The following is a 15,466-nucleotide window of genomic DNA, read 5'->3' as shown; positions in this document are numbered from 1 at the left end:
CTGGCTGGCTGGACAACCTATTGAAGGCCCGGCTACTAGCGCTCCCGGAAAGCTCGGTTCATCTGATCGGTGAATGGCTTTACCAGATAGGATGCCGCGGTCCTCTCCTCAGTTGAGATAAAGACATCGGCGGGCATACCCGGCACCAGCCGCATGCCGTTCAACTGCCCGAGCGCGTCGTGATGCAGCTCAACTTCAGCGACATAGTATTCCTGGTTCGTTGCAGGATCGCGGGCCGACGCGGGTGAAACCATGACCACCGTCGCCCTCATCTCCGGCGTCGTGTTTCGGTCAAATGCCGTGAGCCGAATACGAGCCTGCTGGCCTTGCCGCACCTGGTCGATGCTCGCCGGGGGGATCTTGGCCTCAAGCTTGAGTTCTGCATTCTCCGGCACGATCGTGGCGATCTTCGCCGCCGGCGTGACAACGCCGCCCACGGTATGGATGAACAACTCGTTGATGTAACCGGCAACCGGCGCCCGCATCTCGGTCCGCGACAGGCGGTCCTCGATCGCAAGCTTGCGTTCGTTGAGCTCCGAAATCCGCGCATCGACGGTGCGCAACTCTCGTTGAGCCTCGGTGCTGGCGTTCTGGTCGATCGCGATGACCTGCAGCCTGATCTCGCTCATGCGCACCTTGGCCCGGGCGATTCCCGCCTCGACGTCGCCGATCTCTCCCGATATCCGCGCCCGATCACGATGGGCCGAGTAGACTCGCGTGTCACCCACACGAAGCCCGACATCCTCGTGCTCGATGTCGGCTTACCTGGCGGCGGATTGAATGCCCTTGAGGTGATCGCCTCCAGTTCTCCCGAGACGAAGGTGCTGATGTTGACCATTTCGGTCGACAGGCCCGACGTCCTCAAAGCGATGCGGCTGGGCGCGCGAGGCTATGTCATCAAGGGAGCGAGTGGCCCGGAAATCATACAGGCCATGCGCTCTATTCACAGGGGTGAGCGGCATATCACACCATCGGTCGGCGCCATGCTGTTGTCTGACATCGACCACAGCATGACGAAGACCAAAGGCCAGATGATCGAAAAACTCAATCATCGCGAAGGCGAAATTCTTACGTTGGTGGCGCAGGGCCTCAGCAACAAGGAAATCGGCGCCCGGCTTTGCTTGAGCGACAAGACTGTCAGGCACTACATGACCAACGTCTTTCAGAAGCTGAATGTCCGCAACAGAGTGGAAGCAGCTATGGTCGCCAGTAGATCCGGGCCAGGCCAGCTTCGTCGTGGCTCCGCAGACTTCGAGCGGCCGATCTGATTCCGGCCGGGCCAAACGGAACCGCATCTTCCATCGGGAAGTCGTCCGATAACGATCGCGCCCGACATCGACGGCTGCGCATGACACTTCCTATCGGGCCTCGAGGGCACATTGTTCAGCCCAAGCCTCCGTGTGCGCCCAGGACGGCCGCGCCTGCCACGACGGCGCTCACGGCCAAGAGGAACCAGTGCACGCGTTCCACTCGCCATAGGGTCCGGTCTGGATCGGAATAGCCGGCCTTGAGGAGCTTGCTACCGATCGCCGGTTCGATGACAAACAGGATCGCCATGAAAACCAGCCAGAGCAGTGCCATGGCTCCAAGCCACCATTGCGACGGCTGGACGAGTAGGTGCCAGGCGTCGAGCCGCGCCATCATGTAGAGTCCGCTGGCGCCGGCCAGCGGAACAGACAGTCTCACCTGCGTCGAAAATCGCCGTTCGGCTGCTTCGAACAGGGTTAGCCGCTGCCCGGCGACAACCCAGCGGCGCGCCAGGGGAAGGACGACCAGGGTGACGAACGACATGCCGCCGATCCAATGGACGATCGACAGGACATGGATAGCGCGTGCAATGGTCAAGTCGTCCATGAGCCGGCCACAGCATCCGGCACGGAAGCCGGGTCAGGGATCAACCTATGGGCAGCGAGCCAACGGGAGAGCGCAACATCGTCGGCCGGCAGCTCGATCGCGAGCGACCCGGCAAAGGCGCGCCAACGGTCGAGATTGCGCGCCGGCACGCCCACCAGCACAGGAATACCGAGTTCGACCGCTTCGGCCACGGCCTGGCGCAGCCCGCCGCCGTCGGCCTCGATCTTGCCGAACTTGTTGACGACCAGCAGGCGCGGTTGCTCGTCGTGCAGGCTCTGCAGCACCGCCTCGCCGATCTCCGTCAGCAGCCCGACATCGAGGCGGCAGCCGCGTGCTTCCTGGCCACGGTGCTCGGCGATGGCATGGACATCGCCGCTGGCAAGATCCTCCAGCAGGAGGTCACAGGGATGGCGGCCGACCGCCACCGCTTCGCGTTGAAGAGCTCCCGCCAGAGGCAAACCGGCAGCACGCAACGGTTCGATCGCGCGTGCGATGACGCGGTCGGGATAGATACCGTCGGCGTAGACGATGGCGGCGATGGCAAGCTCAGTCATGACACTCTCCCGTACTGCCGCCAGCGCAGGTGCAGCTGGCGGATTCCTTGCGCAGCGACCAGACGAGCATCTGGCGCAGACAGGCCGCCCCTGGATCGGCGGCGCGCTCCAACGCGGTCACCAGGGCGAGCCAGTCCTCGTCGGAAGCGTGGTCGGCGAAGTGCCGCGCCGCCGCCGCGGCATAGGTCGCAGCACTTTCACCCTGCTCGCGGCCGGCCGCATCGACGTCGACGAGCAACGGGAGATCATCGAGCGACAGCAATGCTTCGGCCGCAAAGGCATCGTCGGCGAGGCGTTCGATCATCTGGCCGAGCAGCATCGTGACCTCCTACTGAACCAGCTGTCCGGCCGAGCTACCGAGATCGACGCCCGTGACGACAGCGCGACCGGCGAGCATGGTCACGTATTGGCGCAGTGCCCGGCGATGCACGGCCTCGTCGAGGTAGTCGGCGATGCGTTGGCGCACGGCTTCATAAGGCAGTTCGCGGCCGTCGATACGCCGCTCGAGGCGCACGATGTGCAAGCCGTAGCGGGTCTCGACCGGCTGCGGATGGATGGTCTCCGGCTGCATGGTCCGAAGCGCCGACTCGAACTCGGCTACGGTCTGGCCCGGTCCGATCTGGCCAAGGTTCCCACCCTGCACCGACGAGGGACAGGCGGAGCGTCGGGCGGCCATCGCCGCGAAGTCTGCCGGACGCTCGCGCAGCTCACCGATCAAGACTTCGGCCGCATCACGGGCGGCCTTGCGGGCTGCCGCGTCACCCGGCGCCGCCGGCAACAGGATATGCGCCACCTCGTAGAGGTCAGGCGTCCGGAAACGGCGCCGGTTCTGTTCAAAGTAGCGCTGACAGGCCGCGTCGTCGGCTTCTGGGACAACCACCTCGCGCTCAATCAGAGCGCGGTCGCGTGCCTCCGCCGGCGTCTCGCGGCGGCCCTCCTCGTCCTCGATCGGTTGCGCTTCGACGCCCAGGCGTTCAGCCTCCTGGCGCAACAGTTCCCGGATCGCAAGGGCCCGCGCTGCGAGGTTCCAAGCCTCGTCGGGATCGGCCGAAGTGTGGTGCTGCGTCTCGCGGGCAATATCGGCGCTCTTGATCGCGACGCCGTTGACGCTGACCGGCACGGGGCGGCCGACGCGACGGCGGACTGGTGTCGTGACAACGACCATGGCCGTCACTCCGCCGGCTGGCGCGATGCCGGCAGATGCCGGCGCGTACGCACGACCTGGTAGCCGCGGCGGCCGAGGTACCAGACCGGCGCCGACCAGATGTGGACCAGCCGGCTGAACGGGAAGACGAAGAACAAGGTCATGCCCAGCACGAGATGCACGAGGTAGGGCCAGTCGAGTCCCTGCAGCGTATTCGCGTCGACGGGATTCAGAGTGACTATGCCCTGCGCCCAGTGGGAGAGAATCAGCATCACCGCGCCGTCCTTGTGCGCGATCGAGAACGGCAACGTGAGCAGGCCGAGGCACAGCTGGACCCACAACAGCGCCAGGATGGCGATATCCATCGCCGAGCTGGTGCGACGAATGCGGAGGTCGAACAGGCGGCGATGCAGAAGCAACGTCAGGCCGATGAAGCAGATCACGCCCGCGATGCCACCGGCCGTGACAGCGATGAGCTGCTTCTGTTCCACGGTGATGATCAGCGTGTAGAGCGACGTCGGCGTCAACAGGCCGACCGTATGGCCCAGCAGCAGGAACAAGATGCCGACATGGAACAGGTTCGAGCCCCAGGCGAGCTGACGCTTGCGCAGGATCTGGCTCGAGCTGGCGCGCCAGGTGTAGGGCTCGCGGTCGAAGCGGATCAGGCTGCCCAGCAGGAACACCGTGAGGCAGATATAAGGGTACCAGACGAACAGCAGGTGAAAGATGTAGTCTCTCATGGCGCGACTCCCCCGCTGGGTTGCATGGCGGTGCGCAGACGGTCGGCCATGCGGTCGACCGGACAACCGGCCGAGCCACCGGCTGCGCCGGCGGCCCCACCCGGCCCGAAGGTCACTTCCTGGTCGGCCCATGCCGCGTCGAGCGCCTCGAGATCGTCGGGCTCGGGATCGGGCTCGGCGCGCAGGGTCTCCAGCGTCGCGGCGTCGAGCTTCGCGCGCGAGAGCGCGAGCAGAGCGGCCATCACAGCTTCATAGGGCGAGTCGCGCTTGGCCAGGCGCTCGCGCAGCGCCGCCAGCACATTGGCCGGCTGGCGCACCAGCTCCAGCGCCGCCCTCGGCTCGCGGGTCGAGGCATATTCCAGGAACAACGGCAGGTAATCGGGCAGCTCCCGGGCGGTCGGCGTATAGCCGTTCTCCTCGTAGAGCTTCAGCAGGTCGACCATCGCCTGGCCGCGATCGCGGCTCTCGCCGTGCACGTGCTCGAAGAGATGCAGCGACAGGGAGCGGGTGCGGTCGAACAGCAGCCCGTACCGCTCCTGCAGGTCGTAGAGATCGCCCGTCGCGAGGTCGTCGATCAGGCGATGCAACGCCGCCCGCGCAGCCCGCGGCACGACGGCCTCGCTGTCGAGCACATCGCGGATCTCGCCAGCGGCGGCGACGAGTTCTGCGGTCGGATATGTCAGGAGAGCGGCGAGTGCGCGCAGGGACTTCATCACACCACCTCCATCGGGTTCTTGGGCCGGAGCTTGCCGCCGGCGAACAAGTTGCCTGTGCCGTCGTCGGGCGAGCAGCCGTTGCCGAAGCTGAAACCGCAGGCGCCGCGCAGCCTGTAGGCATCTTCGGAGCTCTCGCGTTGCGCAGTCGGGATGACGAAGCGGTCCTCGTAGTTGGCAATCGCCATCACATGGTACATCTCCTCGATCTGGCTCGGTTCGAGGCCGACGCGACGGGCCACTGCCCCATCGATCACGCCGTCCACGGTCTTGGCGCGCATATAGGCGCGCATGGCAAGCATCCGCTCCAAGCCCTTCGCTACCGGCTCCTCGTCGCCGGCCGTCAGCATGTTGGCGAGATAGCGCAGCGGGATGCGCAGCGAACGGACGTCGGGCATGGCACCATCGACTCCCATCTTCCCGGCTTCGGCCGCCGACTGGATCGGCGACAGCGGCGGCACGTACCAGACCATGGGCAGGGTGCGGTACTCAGGGTGCAGCGGGAAGGCGACCTTCCATTCCATCGCCATTTTCCACACCGGCGAGCGGCGCGCCGCCTCCAGCCAAGCATCGGGCACACCGTCGCGACGGGCCTGCGCAATCACACTTTCATCGTTGGGATCGAGGAACACGCCCATCTGCGCGTCGTACAGCTGCTTCTCGTCGGGGACTGACGCGGCCTGTTCGATGCGGTCGGCATCGTAGAGCATGACACCGAGATAGCGGATGCGGCCAACGCAGGTCTCGGAACAGACAGTCGGCTGGCCCGCCTCGATGCGCGGATAGCAGAAGATGCATTTCTCCGACTTGCCCGAAGACCAGTTGAAATAGATCTTCTTGTAAGGGCAGGCCGAGACGCACATGCGCCAGCCGCGGCACTTGTCCTGATCGATCAGGACGATGCCGTCCTCCTCACGCTTGTAGATGGCCCCCGACGGGCAGGCCGCGACGCATGCCGGGTTGAGGCAGTGCTCGCAGAGCCGCGGCAGGTACATCATAAAGGTGTTCTCGAACTGGCCGTAGATCTCCTTCTGCACGCCCTCGAAATTGACATCGGCCGAGCGCTTGGAGAACTCGCCACCGAGGATCTCCTCCCAGTTGGGCCCCCACTCGATCTTCTCCATGCGCTGGCCGGTAATCAGCGAACGCGGCCTCGCCGTGGGGAAAGCCTCGAGCTCGGGCGCCTTCTGCAGATGTTCGTAATCGAAGGTAAACGGCTCGTAGTAGTCGTCGATCTCCGGCAGATCTGGGTTGGCGAAGATATTGGCGAGGATGCGCCACTTCGAGCCGATACGGGGTTGGATGCGGCCGTTCTTCTTGCGCACCCAGCCGCCATGCCAACGCTTCTGGTTCTCCCAATCCTTGGGATAGCCGATGCCGGGCTTGGTCTCGACGTTGTTGAACCAAGCGTATTCCATGCCCTCGCGATTGGTCCAAACGTTCTTGCAGGTGACCGAGCAGGTGTGGCAACCGATGCACTTGTCGAGGTTCAGGACCATCGCGATCTGCGCGCGGATCTTCATGTCGGTTCTCCCGTTCACTTGGCCACGGCGTCGCGATGGGGCTGTTCAAGCCAATCCACCTTCACCAGTTTGCGCACGACGACGAACTCGTCGCGGTTGGTGCCGATGGTGCCGTAGTAGTTGAAACCGTAAGACAGCTGGGCGTAGCCGCCGATCATGTGCGTGGGCTTCAGCACGGCGCGCGTCACCGAGTTGTGGATGCCGCCGCGATTGCCGGTCATCTCGGATCCCGGCACGTTCACGATCTTCTCCTGGGCGTGGTACATGAAGAGGGTTCCCTCCTTGATGCGCTGGGAGACGACGGCGCGCGCAACCAGCGCGCCGTTGACGTTGAAGGCCTCCACCCAGTCGTTGTCGACGATGTCGGCTTTGGCCGCGTCGATCTCGCTCAGCCACACAATCGGGCCGCCGCGCGACAAGGTCAGCATCATGAGATTGTCGGTGTAGGTCGAATGGATGCCCCACTTCTGATGGGGCGTGATGAAGTTCAGCACGATCTGCTTCTGGCCGTTGGGCTTGCTGCCAATGACCGGCCGCGTGGCTCGAAGATCGATGGGCGGGCGGTAGACGCACAGCCCCTCGCCGAATGCCAGCATCCAGCGATGATCCTGGTAAAGCTGCTGGCGTCCGGTCAACGTGCGCCACGGGATCAGCTCGTGGACGTTGGTGTAGCCTGCGTTGTAGCAGACCTTTTCGCTCTCCAGCCCCGACCAGGTGGGTGCGGAGATGATCTTGCGTGGCTGAGCAATGACGTCGCGAAAGCGGATCTTCTCGTCCTCCTTGGGGAGCGCGAGATGGGCATGCTCGCGGCCGGTCGTACGCGAGAGCGCCTCCCACGACCGCACCGCGACCTCGCCGTTGGTCTCGGGCGCCAGCATCAGCAACACCTCGGCGGCATCGATATCGGTCTCGATGCGGGCCAGCCCCTTGGTCGGGCCATCGGCGACGACGCCGTTCAGGTTCTTGAGATGGTCGACTTCGTGGCCGGTCGGCCACGCGATCCCCTTGATACCGTTGCCGACCTTCTCCATCAGCGGTCCGAGCGAGGTGAAGCGCTGGTAGGTATTGGGATAGTCGCGCTCGACCACGTTGACGGTCGGCATGGTCTTGCCCGGGATCGGCGCGACCTCACCCTTCTTCCACTCCTTGACGTCGATCGCCTGGGCAATCTCGCCTGGGCTGTCGTGCATGATCGGCGTCAGGACCACGTCCTTCTCGACCCCCAGCACCTCCGGCGCGACGCGGGAGAAGGCCTTGGCGATCGCCTTGTAGATTTCCCAGTCGCTCTTCGCCTCCCAGACAGGATCCACCGCGGAAGTCAGCGGATGGATGAACGGGTGCATGTCCGAGGTGTTGAGGTCGTTCTTCTCGTACCAGGTCGCAGTCGGCAGCACGATATCCGAGTAGACGCAGGTCGTGGACATGCGGAAGTCGAGCGTAACCAGGAGGTCGAGCTTGCCCTCCGGGGCCTCGTCGCGCCACGTCACCTCGGTCGGCTTGGCCCTACCCTCCTCGCCGAGGTCCTTGCCCATGACGCCATGGGTGGTGCCCAGCAGATGCTTCAGAAAGTACTCGTGGCCCTTGCCCGAGGAGCCCAGGAGGTTGGAGCGCCAGACGAACATGTTGCGCGGCCAGTTCTTCGGATTGTCCGGATCCTCGCACGACATCCGGAGCTCACCGCTCTTGAGCTTCTGCGCGACGTAGTCCTTCACCTCCATGCCGACGGCCGCTGCGGCATGCGCAATACCCAGCGGATTGGCTTCGAGCTGCGGCGCCGACGGCAGCCAGCCCATGCGCTCGGCACGGACGTTGTAGTCGATGATGGAGCCGTCCCATGATCCCGCCGGCGCCGTCGGCGAGACGATGTCGCCAACATCGATCGTCTCGTAACGCCACTGGTCGGTATGGGCATAGAAGGCCGAGGTCGAGTTCTGCTGACGCGGCGGCCGCCCCCAATCGAGCGCAAAGGCAAGCGGTGCCCAGCCGGCCTGCGGCCTGAGCTTCTCCTGACCGACATAGTGCGCCCAGCCGCCGCCCGACTGACCGATGCAGCCGCACATCGCGAGCATGTTGATCACACCGCGATAGTTCATGTCGGCGTGGTACCAGTGGTTCATCGCCGCGCCGATGATCACCATGGAGCGGCCGTTGGTCTTCTCGGCATTGGACGCGAACTCGCGCGCCACCTGGATGATCTTGTCACGCGGCACGCCGGTGATCTTCTCTGCCCAGGCCGGCGTATAAGGCACGTCGTCGTCGAACGACGCCGCCACATTGGCGCCGCCCAGGCCGGTATCGACGCCGTAGTTCGCGAGGAAGATGTCGTGAACGGTGGCGACCAGCGCTTCGCCGTCCGCGAGCTTCAGCTTGCGCACCGGGACATGGCGCTTGAGGATCGACTCATGCCCCGTCGCGGCGAAATGCTCGTGCTCGGCATTGCCGAAGTAGGGAAAGCCGACCTCGACCACCTCGTCGCGCCGATCTGCCAGCGACAGAAGCAGCGTCGTCTCGCGCCCGGAGGACTCCCTCTCCTCGAGGTTCCACTTGCCGGCCTCGCCCCAGCGGAAGCCGATCGAACCGCGCGGCGCGACGATCGAGCCGGTCGTCTCGTCGATGGCCACGGTCTTCCATTCCGGGTTGTTCTGCTCGCCCAGAGCGGCATCGAAGTCGGCGGCGCGCACGAAGCGGTCGGGCACGTACATGTCGTCGCGCCGGGTGAGCCGCACCAGCATGGGCAGGTCGGTGTACTGCCGCACATAGTCACGGAAATACTTCACCTGGCGATCGACGTGATACTCCTTGAGAATCACATGGCCCATGGCCATGGCGAGCGCCGAATCGGTTCCCGCTTTCACCGACAGCCAGACATCGCCGAATTTGGCGGCCTCCGAATAGTCCGGGCAGATCACCGCGCTCTTCATGCCGCGGTAGCGTGCTTCGGTGTAGAAGTGAGCGTCGGGCGTGCGTGTCTGCGGCACGTTGGAGCCCCACAGAATCACGAAACCCGCATTGTACCAATCAGCTGATTCCGGCACGTCGGTCTGCTCGCCCCAGGTTTGTGGCGAGGCCGGCGGCAGGTCGCAGTACCAGTCGTAGAACGACATGCACACGCCACCGATCAGCGACAGGTAGCGCGATCCCGCGGCATAGGAGACCATCGACATCGCGGGGATCGGCGAGAAGCCCATGATGCGGTCGGGGCCGTGCGTCTTCGCCGTATAAGCGTTGGCGGCAGCGATGATCTCTGTCGCCTCCTCCCAGCCGACGCGCACGAAACCGCCGTGGCCGCGCTTGCTGGTGTAGGCCGCCCGCTTCTTAGGATCCTCGACGATGGATGCCCAGGCGGCCACGGGGCTCAAGGTGGCCCGCGCCTCACGCCACAGCCTGAGCAGACGCGACCGCGCCAGCGGGTACTTCACCCTGTTCCCGGAATAGAGATACCAGCTGTAGCTCGCGCCACGCGAACAGCCGCGCGGCTCGTGGTTGGGCAGGTCGGGCCGCGTGCGCGGGTAGTCGGTTTGCTGCGTCTCCCAGGTGACGATCCCACCCTTGACGTAGATCTTCCAGGAACAGGAGCCGGTGCAGTTTGCGCCATGCGTCGAGCGCACGATTTTGTCGTGCTGCCAGCGCTTGCGATAGGCGTCCTCCCAGCCGCGATCCTCGGTCGTGGTGATACCGTGGCCGTCGGCGAAGGGCTCGTTGACCTTCTTGAAGAAGGTCAGGCGATCGAGGAAGTGGGACACGACAACTCTCCCTGTGAAACGGCGGCGAAGGGGATCAACGGACGGGCGTCGCAGCCGGCGCCGCCCCGGGCGGGCGGCTACGTTCCACGTCGAACAACAGACCGCCTTTTCGGGTGTAGAAAAACCAGGTGATGGCAATGCAGCTCAGGTAGAAGGCGATGAAGCCGTACAGCGCGAACGCCGCGTCGCCGGTGATCGCGATCGACGATCCGAAGCTCTTCGGGATGAAGAAGGCGCCATAGGCCGCGATCGCCGAGGTGAAGCCGATGATGGCGGCCGACTCCTTCTCGGCCTGCATGCGGCGTGCTTCCAGCGTCACCTCCGGCATCAGCCGGTCCATGTCCTTTCGCATGATCGCGGGGATCATCTGGAAGGTCGACGCGTTGCCCACACCGCTGGCAAAGAACAGCAGCAGGAACATCGCGAAGAAGCCGTTGAAGTCGCGCTCACCCAGGAAATAGACGACGCCCAGTGCGCCGACAACCATCAGCACGAAGACCCAGAACGTGACGCGGCCGCCGCCCCAGCGATCGGCGACCCATCCCGTCAGAGAGCGCGACAGCGCTCCGACCAGCGGCCCCAGGAAGGCGTACTGCAGGGCATTGATTTCGGGGAACTGGATCTTGGTAAGCAGCGGGAAGCCGGCCGAGTAGCCGATGAAGGAGCCGAACGTGCCCGTGTAGAGCCAGCACATCACCCAGTTGTGGCGGCGCTGGAAGATCACCGACTGTTCGGCAAAGGAGGCCCTGGCCGAGGCGATATCGTTCATGCCGAACCAGGCGGCAAAGGCCGAAGCGACGATGAACGGAACCCAGATGAAACCGGCGTTTTGCAACCACAGCCGGCTCTCGCCCGATGCCTCCCTGGCGATCTGCGGTTCGCCGCCCAGCCAACCGAAGATACCGGCGGTGATCGCCATGGGCACCACGAACTGCACGACGCTGACGCCGAGATTGCCGAGGCCGGCGTTGAGCGCGAGCGCGTTGCCCTTTTCCGCTTTGGGAAAAAAGAACGAGATGTTCGACATCGAGGAGGCAAAATTGCCACCGCCGAAGCCGCACAGCAGCGCCAGCGCGAGGAACATCCAATAGGGTGTCGCCGGATTCTGCACCGCGTAGCCGATGCCGACCGCCGGGATCATCAGCGACCACGTCGCCACCGTCGTCCACAGACGCCCACCGAAGATCGGCACCACGAAGGCATAGAAGATGCGCAGGGTCGCACCGGAGACGCCGGGCAACGCAGCCAGCCAAAAGAGCTGATCGGTCGTGTAGCTAAAGCCGATCGCTGGCAGCTTCGCCACGACCACCGACCACACCATCCAGACCGCGAAGGACAGCAGGAGCGCGGGGATGGAGATTGCGAGGTTGCGACGGGCGATGCGTCGGCCGGTCTGCTCCCAGAACGCCTTGTCCTCGGGCCGCCAATCCTCGAGCGTCGCCCCCGACAGCTTGCCGACATGCTGAGGCCCGTGGATCTCCTGCATTTCGGGCAGTTCGGGCAGACGCGCGAGGGCTTCGCCGGCCTTCTCGCGCTCCATGAACCGGATCGAGGCATGCATCCAGGCAAGGGAGGCACCGGCGATCAGGAACAGGAGCATGAAGCAGCTTGTCCAGACGCCCGTGAGGTCGTTCAGCACACCGAAGGCGATCGGCAACACGAAGCCGCCCAGCCCACCGACCAGTCCGACCACGCCGCCGACCGCACCGACATGCTTGGGGTAGTAGACGGGGATATGCTTGTAGACCGCCGCCTTTCCCAAGCTCATGAAGAAGCCGAGCACGAACGCCACGGTGACGAACGGCGCCAGACCCATCTCCAGGGTAAAGGACATGGGGCCGTTGATGCCCTTCACGATGTACTCGGTCGGCGGATAAGACATCACGAAGCAGGCCGCAACCGAGACGCCGAAGGTCCAGTACATGACACGTCGTGCGCCGAACCGATCGGACAACACCCCGCCATAGATACGGAACAGGCTCGCCGGGATGGAGTAGGCCGCACCGAGCAGACCGGCGGTCACGATGTCCAACCCATAGACGCCGATCAGATAGCGCGGCAGCCACAGCGCCAACGCCACGAAGCCACCGAAGACGAAGAAGTAGTAGAGCGAGAACCGCCAGACCTGCAGATTGCGCAGCGGCGCGATCATCGCCGAGATGGGCTCGGGCTTGATGCCGGCTTTGCGCCGTGCCGCAAGCTGCGGATCGTCCTTCGTCGTCACCCAGAATAGAACGGCCATGACGACGAGCGCGCCGGCCCAAATCTCCGCGACACTCTTCCAGCCCGCCGCCACCATCACGAAAGGCGCGGCAAACTTGGTGACGGCGGCACCGACATTGCCTGCGCCGAAGATGCCAAGTGCCGTACCCTGCTTGTCCGCTTCGAACCAGGGCGACACATAGGCAATGCCGACGGCGAACGCCCCGCCCGCGATGCCGACACCCAGCGCCGCCAACAGGAAGGTCGGATAATCGTAGGCGTAAGTGAGCAGCCAGGTTGCCACCGCCGCGGCAATCATCACGCCCGTGTAGACAATGCGACCACCGTATTGATCGGCCCAGATTCCCAGGATCAGGCGGATCAGAGATCCCGTGAGGATCGGTGTGCCCACGAGCAGCCCGAACTGCGTGTCGGTGAGCCCAAGGTCCTGTTTGATCTGGATGCCGATGATCGAGAAGATCGTCCAAACGGCGAAGCAGACCGTGAAAGCCAGGGTGCTCATGCCGAGGGCAGCGATCCGGTCTCGGCTTGGCACTGTCAGCGTGTCGTCTTGATTCGGCATCTTCCCGCTCTCGTCGAGTGCCAGAGAGTCACTCCGGCTGAGCGGGATGGGCTTGACGTGGATCAAGCCAGTCTGGAGAGGTCGCTCGTTTGTCTGCTTTGTTCACATATGTGAATACTCAATCTTCACATTTGGTAACGACTGCCACGACCTTGAGGTAGGTCAAGGCCCGTGAGTGGGCGCTTGGCTATTGGAGTAGAGGGGAGGAAAGCGATGCGCGCTGCCGACTTGCCGTTCATCCGCCGTTCGCGACTCTTTGCGCTAGCGTCCGAGCAGGATCTCGCGGCCCTACTCGCAACCTGCTTCGTCCAGTCCCTCCCCAAGGGCACGACGCCCTGCCAACAAGGGGAGAAGCCGGAATTTCTTCACGTCGTGCTGTCCGGCCGGGTCGGCCTTTTCGGCGAGGGGCCCCGTGAAGCAGCGCTGATCGAGTTCTTCGGGCCTGGCGATGCCTTCATCCTGCCGGCCGTGATGCTCGACTCGCCCTATCTGATGACGGCGCGCTTGCTGGAAGAAAGCCGCCTCCTGTTTTGGCCCGCTGCGGCTTTCAGGGCCCAGATGCGGGTCAACGGTTCACTCGCCTACGGCGGGGCCCTCCTCCTGTCCAGCTATTGGCGTGCGCTCATCGGGCAGATCAAGGATCTCAAGCTACTTTCCGCGATAGAGAGGCTTTCGGCATTCCTGCTGGCGCTGGCTCCTCGCCAGACCGGCAGCGTCACGGTCACGCTGCCTGGCGGGCGACGTCTTATCGCCGGCAGACTGGGCGTCACGCCGCAGAGCTTGTCGCGCGCCTTCGCTGCATTGCGTCCACTCGGTGTCACCGGCAGCGGCCGCAGCGTATCGATCAGCGATCCCGCGCGCCTGAGACAGTTCGGTGGAGGGGGCGTCTTGCCCGATCGCTTGGGGCGCTGATAGCGTTCCGAAGTATACTTTTGCGCCAGATCAATCCGCCGAGGCGCCGATTGCGGATAGTGTGCATCAGCTTCGTCAGCCGAAAGCATGACCATGTCCGCCATTCCGCGCGTCAAGCCATACTCAGGCCCGGCCTTGTTGTCGTACGGCTTTCGCCCATTCTTTCTGCTCGGCTCGCTGTGGGCTGGCCTCGAAGTACTCGTTTGGTTGCCAGTTCTCTATGGTGACATGACGATTCCTACAGCGTTCTCCGCGCGAGACTGGCACGTCCACGAGTTGCTGTATGCCTATCTACCCGCCGTTATCGCGGGATTCTTGCTGACGGCCATCCCGAACTGGACGGGACGCCTTCCGCTGCAAGGCGGCCCGCTCGCCTTCCTGGTGCTGACCTGGCTGGCAGGACGCTATGTCATCACCTTCTCTGACAGGATCGGCTGGCTGGGTGCCATGGTCGTCGACGTCGCATTTCTCGCGTTGATGACAGGCGCCGTCGTGCGGGAAATTGTAGCTGGCAAGAACTGGCGCAATCTCAAGATTGCCGCCCTGCTCGGCCTGTTGGGTGTCGGCAACCTGGGTTTCCATCTGGAAGCGCATATCGAAGGAACCGCCGTCTACTCGGCGCGACTCGGCATCGCCGTAGTGTTGATACTGGTGATGGTGGTCGGCGGGCGAATCATCCCGAGCTTCACGCGCAACTGGCTCCTGAGGCGAGAACCAGGCCGTCTGCCCGCGATATTCGGTCCATTCGACACGGCGTGCCTGGTGTTGAGCGGTGCCAGTCTGGCCGCGTGGTGTGTCGCCCCCGAAGCCGCGGTTACGGGCACAGCGCTGATCGCCGCCGCCGTCGCCAACACGGTCCGGCTTGCGCGCTGGGCGGGCGACCGCACCTTGGCCGATCGCCTGGTGCTGGTGCTCCATGTCGGCTTCGCCTTTGTGCCGTTGGGATTCCTTCTCGGCGGCCTCGCAGCCTTCGGCATCGTCATCCCGAGCGCCGGCATCCACGCTTGGACGACCGGCGCCATGGGACTCATGACGCTCGCCGTCATGAGCCGCGCAAGCCTCGGTCATACCGGACGCCCCCTTATGGCCTCGCCTGCTCTGCAGATGGTCTATCTTGCGGCTATGACGGCCACGATCACGCGTATCGGGGCAGACGTGGTTCTTGAGTGGCGTACTCCCCTGCTGATTGTGGCTGCTTTCTGCTGGACGGCCGCATTCGTCGGGTTCGCTGTGCTGTATGCGCCGCTTCTGTGCCGCTCGCGGCGGGAGCTTGCTCAGTAGTACCGATCAGGGGGCGGCCTCCAGGCTGGTATGCCGGCGGACGTCAGGCCGTACATCTTCAGGCCCTTCCAAATTGCTGCGAGTGGCCATGCTCTGGCGTAGATGAATCATCTGCCGGTTTCGGCCTTCCGGACGACGACAGGCAGCGGGCCGTCGACGCGATAGGTGACTGTTTCGTCTGGGACGCCTTCGTCGTCGCCTCCAGTGAATGCCTGCG

The 15,466-nt window shown here is 64.3% G+C and carries 13 protein-coding genes; 3 read left to right on the top strand and 10 right to left on the bottom strand.

Going from position 1 to position 15,466, the window contains the following annotated elements; all coding sequences use genetic code 11:
* Positions 1 to 35: 35 nt before the first annotated feature.
* Entirely contained in the window at positions 36 to 728 is a 693-nt protein-coding gene (locus tag BN60_RS29435; protein WP_202949777.1) for an HlyD family type I secretion periplasmic adaptor subunit, read from the bottom strand.
* Between BN60_RS29435 and BN60_RS03350 the strand changes: the two genes are divergently transcribed.
* Positions 699 to 1,268, top strand: coding sequence for a LuxR C-terminal-related transcriptional regulator (locus BN60_RS03350; protein WP_020694574.1), 570 nt, complete (start codon positions 699 to 701; stop codon positions 1,266 to 1,268). The two genes, BN60_RS29435 and BN60_RS03350, sit on opposite strands and share 30 nt — an antisense overlap.
* 115 nt (positions 1,269 to 1,383) lie before the next feature.
* Here BN60_RS03350 and BN60_RS03345 read toward each other — a convergent pair whose 3' ends face one another.
* Genes BN60_RS03345 through BN60_RS03305 form a run of 9 tightly spaced genes read right to left on the bottom strand, consistent with a single transcriptional unit; the run spans position 1,384 to position 13,056 of the window.
* Positions 1,384 to 1,854: a hypothetical protein gene (locus BN60_RS03345; RefSeq protein ID WP_020694573.1), complete on the bottom strand. Its 471-nt coding sequence runs from the start codon at positions 1,852 to 1,854 to the stop codon at positions 1,384 to 1,386.
* Entirely contained in the window at positions 1,842 to 2,408 is a 567-nt protein-coding gene (locus tag BN60_RS03340; RefSeq protein ID WP_020694572.1) for a DUF2478 domain-containing protein, read from the bottom strand. The genes BN60_RS03345 and BN60_RS03340 overlap by 13 nt, the downstream gene beginning before the upstream one ends.
* Complete coding sequence (locus BN60_RS03335; RefSeq protein ID WP_020694571.1) at positions 2,401 to 2,727, bottom strand: hypothetical protein; 327 nt, start codon at positions 2,725 to 2,727, stop codon at positions 2,401 to 2,403. Before BN60_RS03335 ends, BN60_RS03340 begins: the two co-directional genes overlap by 8 nt.
* 9 nt (positions 2,728 to 2,736) lie before the next feature.
* Entirely contained in the window at positions 2,737 to 3,573 is an 837-nt protein-coding gene (locus BN60_RS03330; RefSeq protein ID WP_020694570.1) for a peptidylprolyl isomerase, read from the bottom strand.
* A gap of 5 nt (positions 3,574 to 3,578) precedes the next feature.
* Complete coding sequence (gene narI / locus BN60_RS03325; RefSeq protein ID WP_020694569.1) at positions 3,579 to 4,292, bottom strand: respiratory nitrate reductase subunit gamma; 714 nt, start codon at positions 4,290 to 4,292, stop codon at positions 3,579 to 3,581.
* A complete protein-coding gene (gene narJ / locus BN60_RS03320; RefSeq protein WP_020694568.1) occupies positions 4,289 to 5,005 on the bottom strand; it encodes a nitrate reductase molybdenum cofactor assembly chaperone in 717 nt (238 codons plus the stop codon). Before narJ ends, narI begins: the two co-directional genes overlap by 4 nt.
* The gene (gene narH / locus BN60_RS03315; protein WP_020694567.1) at positions 5,005 to 6,528 is read right to left on the bottom strand and encodes a nitrate reductase subunit beta; all 1,524 of its coding nucleotides are present in this window, start codon (positions 6,526 to 6,528) and stop codon (positions 5,005 to 5,007) included. The genes narJ and narH overlap by 1 nt, the downstream gene beginning before the upstream one ends.
* A gap of 14 nt (positions 6,529 to 6,542) precedes the next feature.
* Positions 6,543 to 10,271 carry a nitrate reductase subunit alpha gene (locus BN60_RS03310; RefSeq protein WP_020694566.1) on the bottom strand — a complete coding sequence of 1,243 codons (3,729 nt, stop codon included), beginning with the start codon at positions 10,269 to 10,271 and terminating at the stop codon, positions 6,543 to 6,545.
* Positions 10,272 to 10,305: 34 nt separating this feature from the next.
* Positions 10,306 to 13,056 (bottom strand): nitrate/nitrite transporter, encoded by a 2,751-nt coding sequence (locus BN60_RS03305; protein ID WP_020694565.1) that lies wholly within the window; start codon positions 13,054 to 13,056, stop codon positions 10,306 to 10,308.
* A 213-nt stretch (positions 13,057 to 13,269) separates the two neighbouring features.
* Between BN60_RS03305 and BN60_RS03300 the strand changes: the two genes are divergently transcribed.
* Both BN60_RS03300 and BN60_RS03295 read left to right on the top strand, forming a co-directional pair.
* Positions 13,270 to 13,968, top strand: coding sequence for a cyclic nucleotide-binding domain-containing protein (locus tag BN60_RS03300; RefSeq protein WP_020694564.1), 699 nt, complete (start codon positions 13,270 to 13,272; stop codon positions 13,966 to 13,968).
* 87 nt (positions 13,969 to 14,055) lie between these two features.
* Positions 14,056 to 15,249 (top strand): NnrS family protein, encoded by a 1,194-nt coding sequence (locus tag BN60_RS03295; RefSeq protein ID WP_020694563.1) that lies wholly within the window; start codon positions 14,056 to 14,058, stop codon positions 15,247 to 15,249.
* Positions 15,250 to 15,466 lie beyond the last annotated feature (217 nt).

Source organism: Reyranella massiliensis 521, assembly GCF_000312425.1.
Classification (GTDB): Bacteria; Pseudomonadota; Alphaproteobacteria; order Reyranellales; family Reyranellaceae; genus Reyranella; species Reyranella massiliensis.
Note: the sequence above shows the minus strand (reverse complement) of the source record. Positions and strands in the feature narration are given on the sequence as shown.

What these genes read in the sequence shown, in the direction of transcription:
- BN60_RS03350 (WP_020694574.1), top strand. Translation starts at nt 699, where the DNA reads ATGGGCCGAGTAGACTCGCGTGTCACCCACACGAAGCCCGACATCCTC.
- BN60_RS03345 (WP_020694573.1), bottom strand. Translation starts at nt 1,854, where the DNA reads ATGGACGACTTGACCATTGCACGCGCTATCCATGTCCTGTCGATCGTC.
- BN60_RS03340 (WP_020694572.1), bottom strand. Translation starts at nt 2,408, where the DNA reads ATGACTGAGCTTGCCATCGCCGCCATCGTCTACGCCGACGGTATCTAT.
- BN60_RS03335 (WP_020694571.1), bottom strand. Translation starts at nt 2,727, where the DNA reads ATGCTGCTCGGCCAGATGATCGAACGCCTCGCCGACGATGCCTTTGCG.
- BN60_RS03330 (WP_020694570.1), bottom strand. Translation starts at nt 3,573, where the DNA reads ATGGTCGTTGTCACGACACCAGTCCGCCGTCGCGTCGGCCGCCCCGTG.
- narI (WP_020694569.1), bottom strand. Translation starts at nt 4,292, where the DNA reads ATGAGAGACTACATCTTTCACCTGCTGTTCGTCTGGTACCCTTATATC.
- narJ (WP_020694568.1), bottom strand. Translation starts at nt 5,005, where the DNA reads ATGAAGTCCCTGCGCGCACTCGCCGCTCTCCTGACATATCCGACCGCA.
- narH (WP_020694567.1), bottom strand. Translation starts at nt 6,528, where the DNA reads ATGAAGATCCGCGCGCAGATCGCGATGGTCCTGAACCTCGACAAGTGC.
- BN60_RS03305 (WP_020694565.1), bottom strand. Translation starts at nt 13,056, where the DNA reads ATGCCGAATCAAGACGACACGCTGACAGTGCCAAGCCGAGACCGGATC.
- BN60_RS03300 (WP_020694564.1), top strand. Translation starts at nt 13,270, where the DNA reads ATGCGCGCTGCCGACTTGCCGTTCATCCGCCGTTCGCGACTCTTTGCG.
- BN60_RS03295 (WP_020694563.1), top strand. Translation starts at nt 14,056, where the DNA reads ATGACCATGTCCGCCATTCCGCGCGTCAAGCCATACTCAGGCCCGGCC.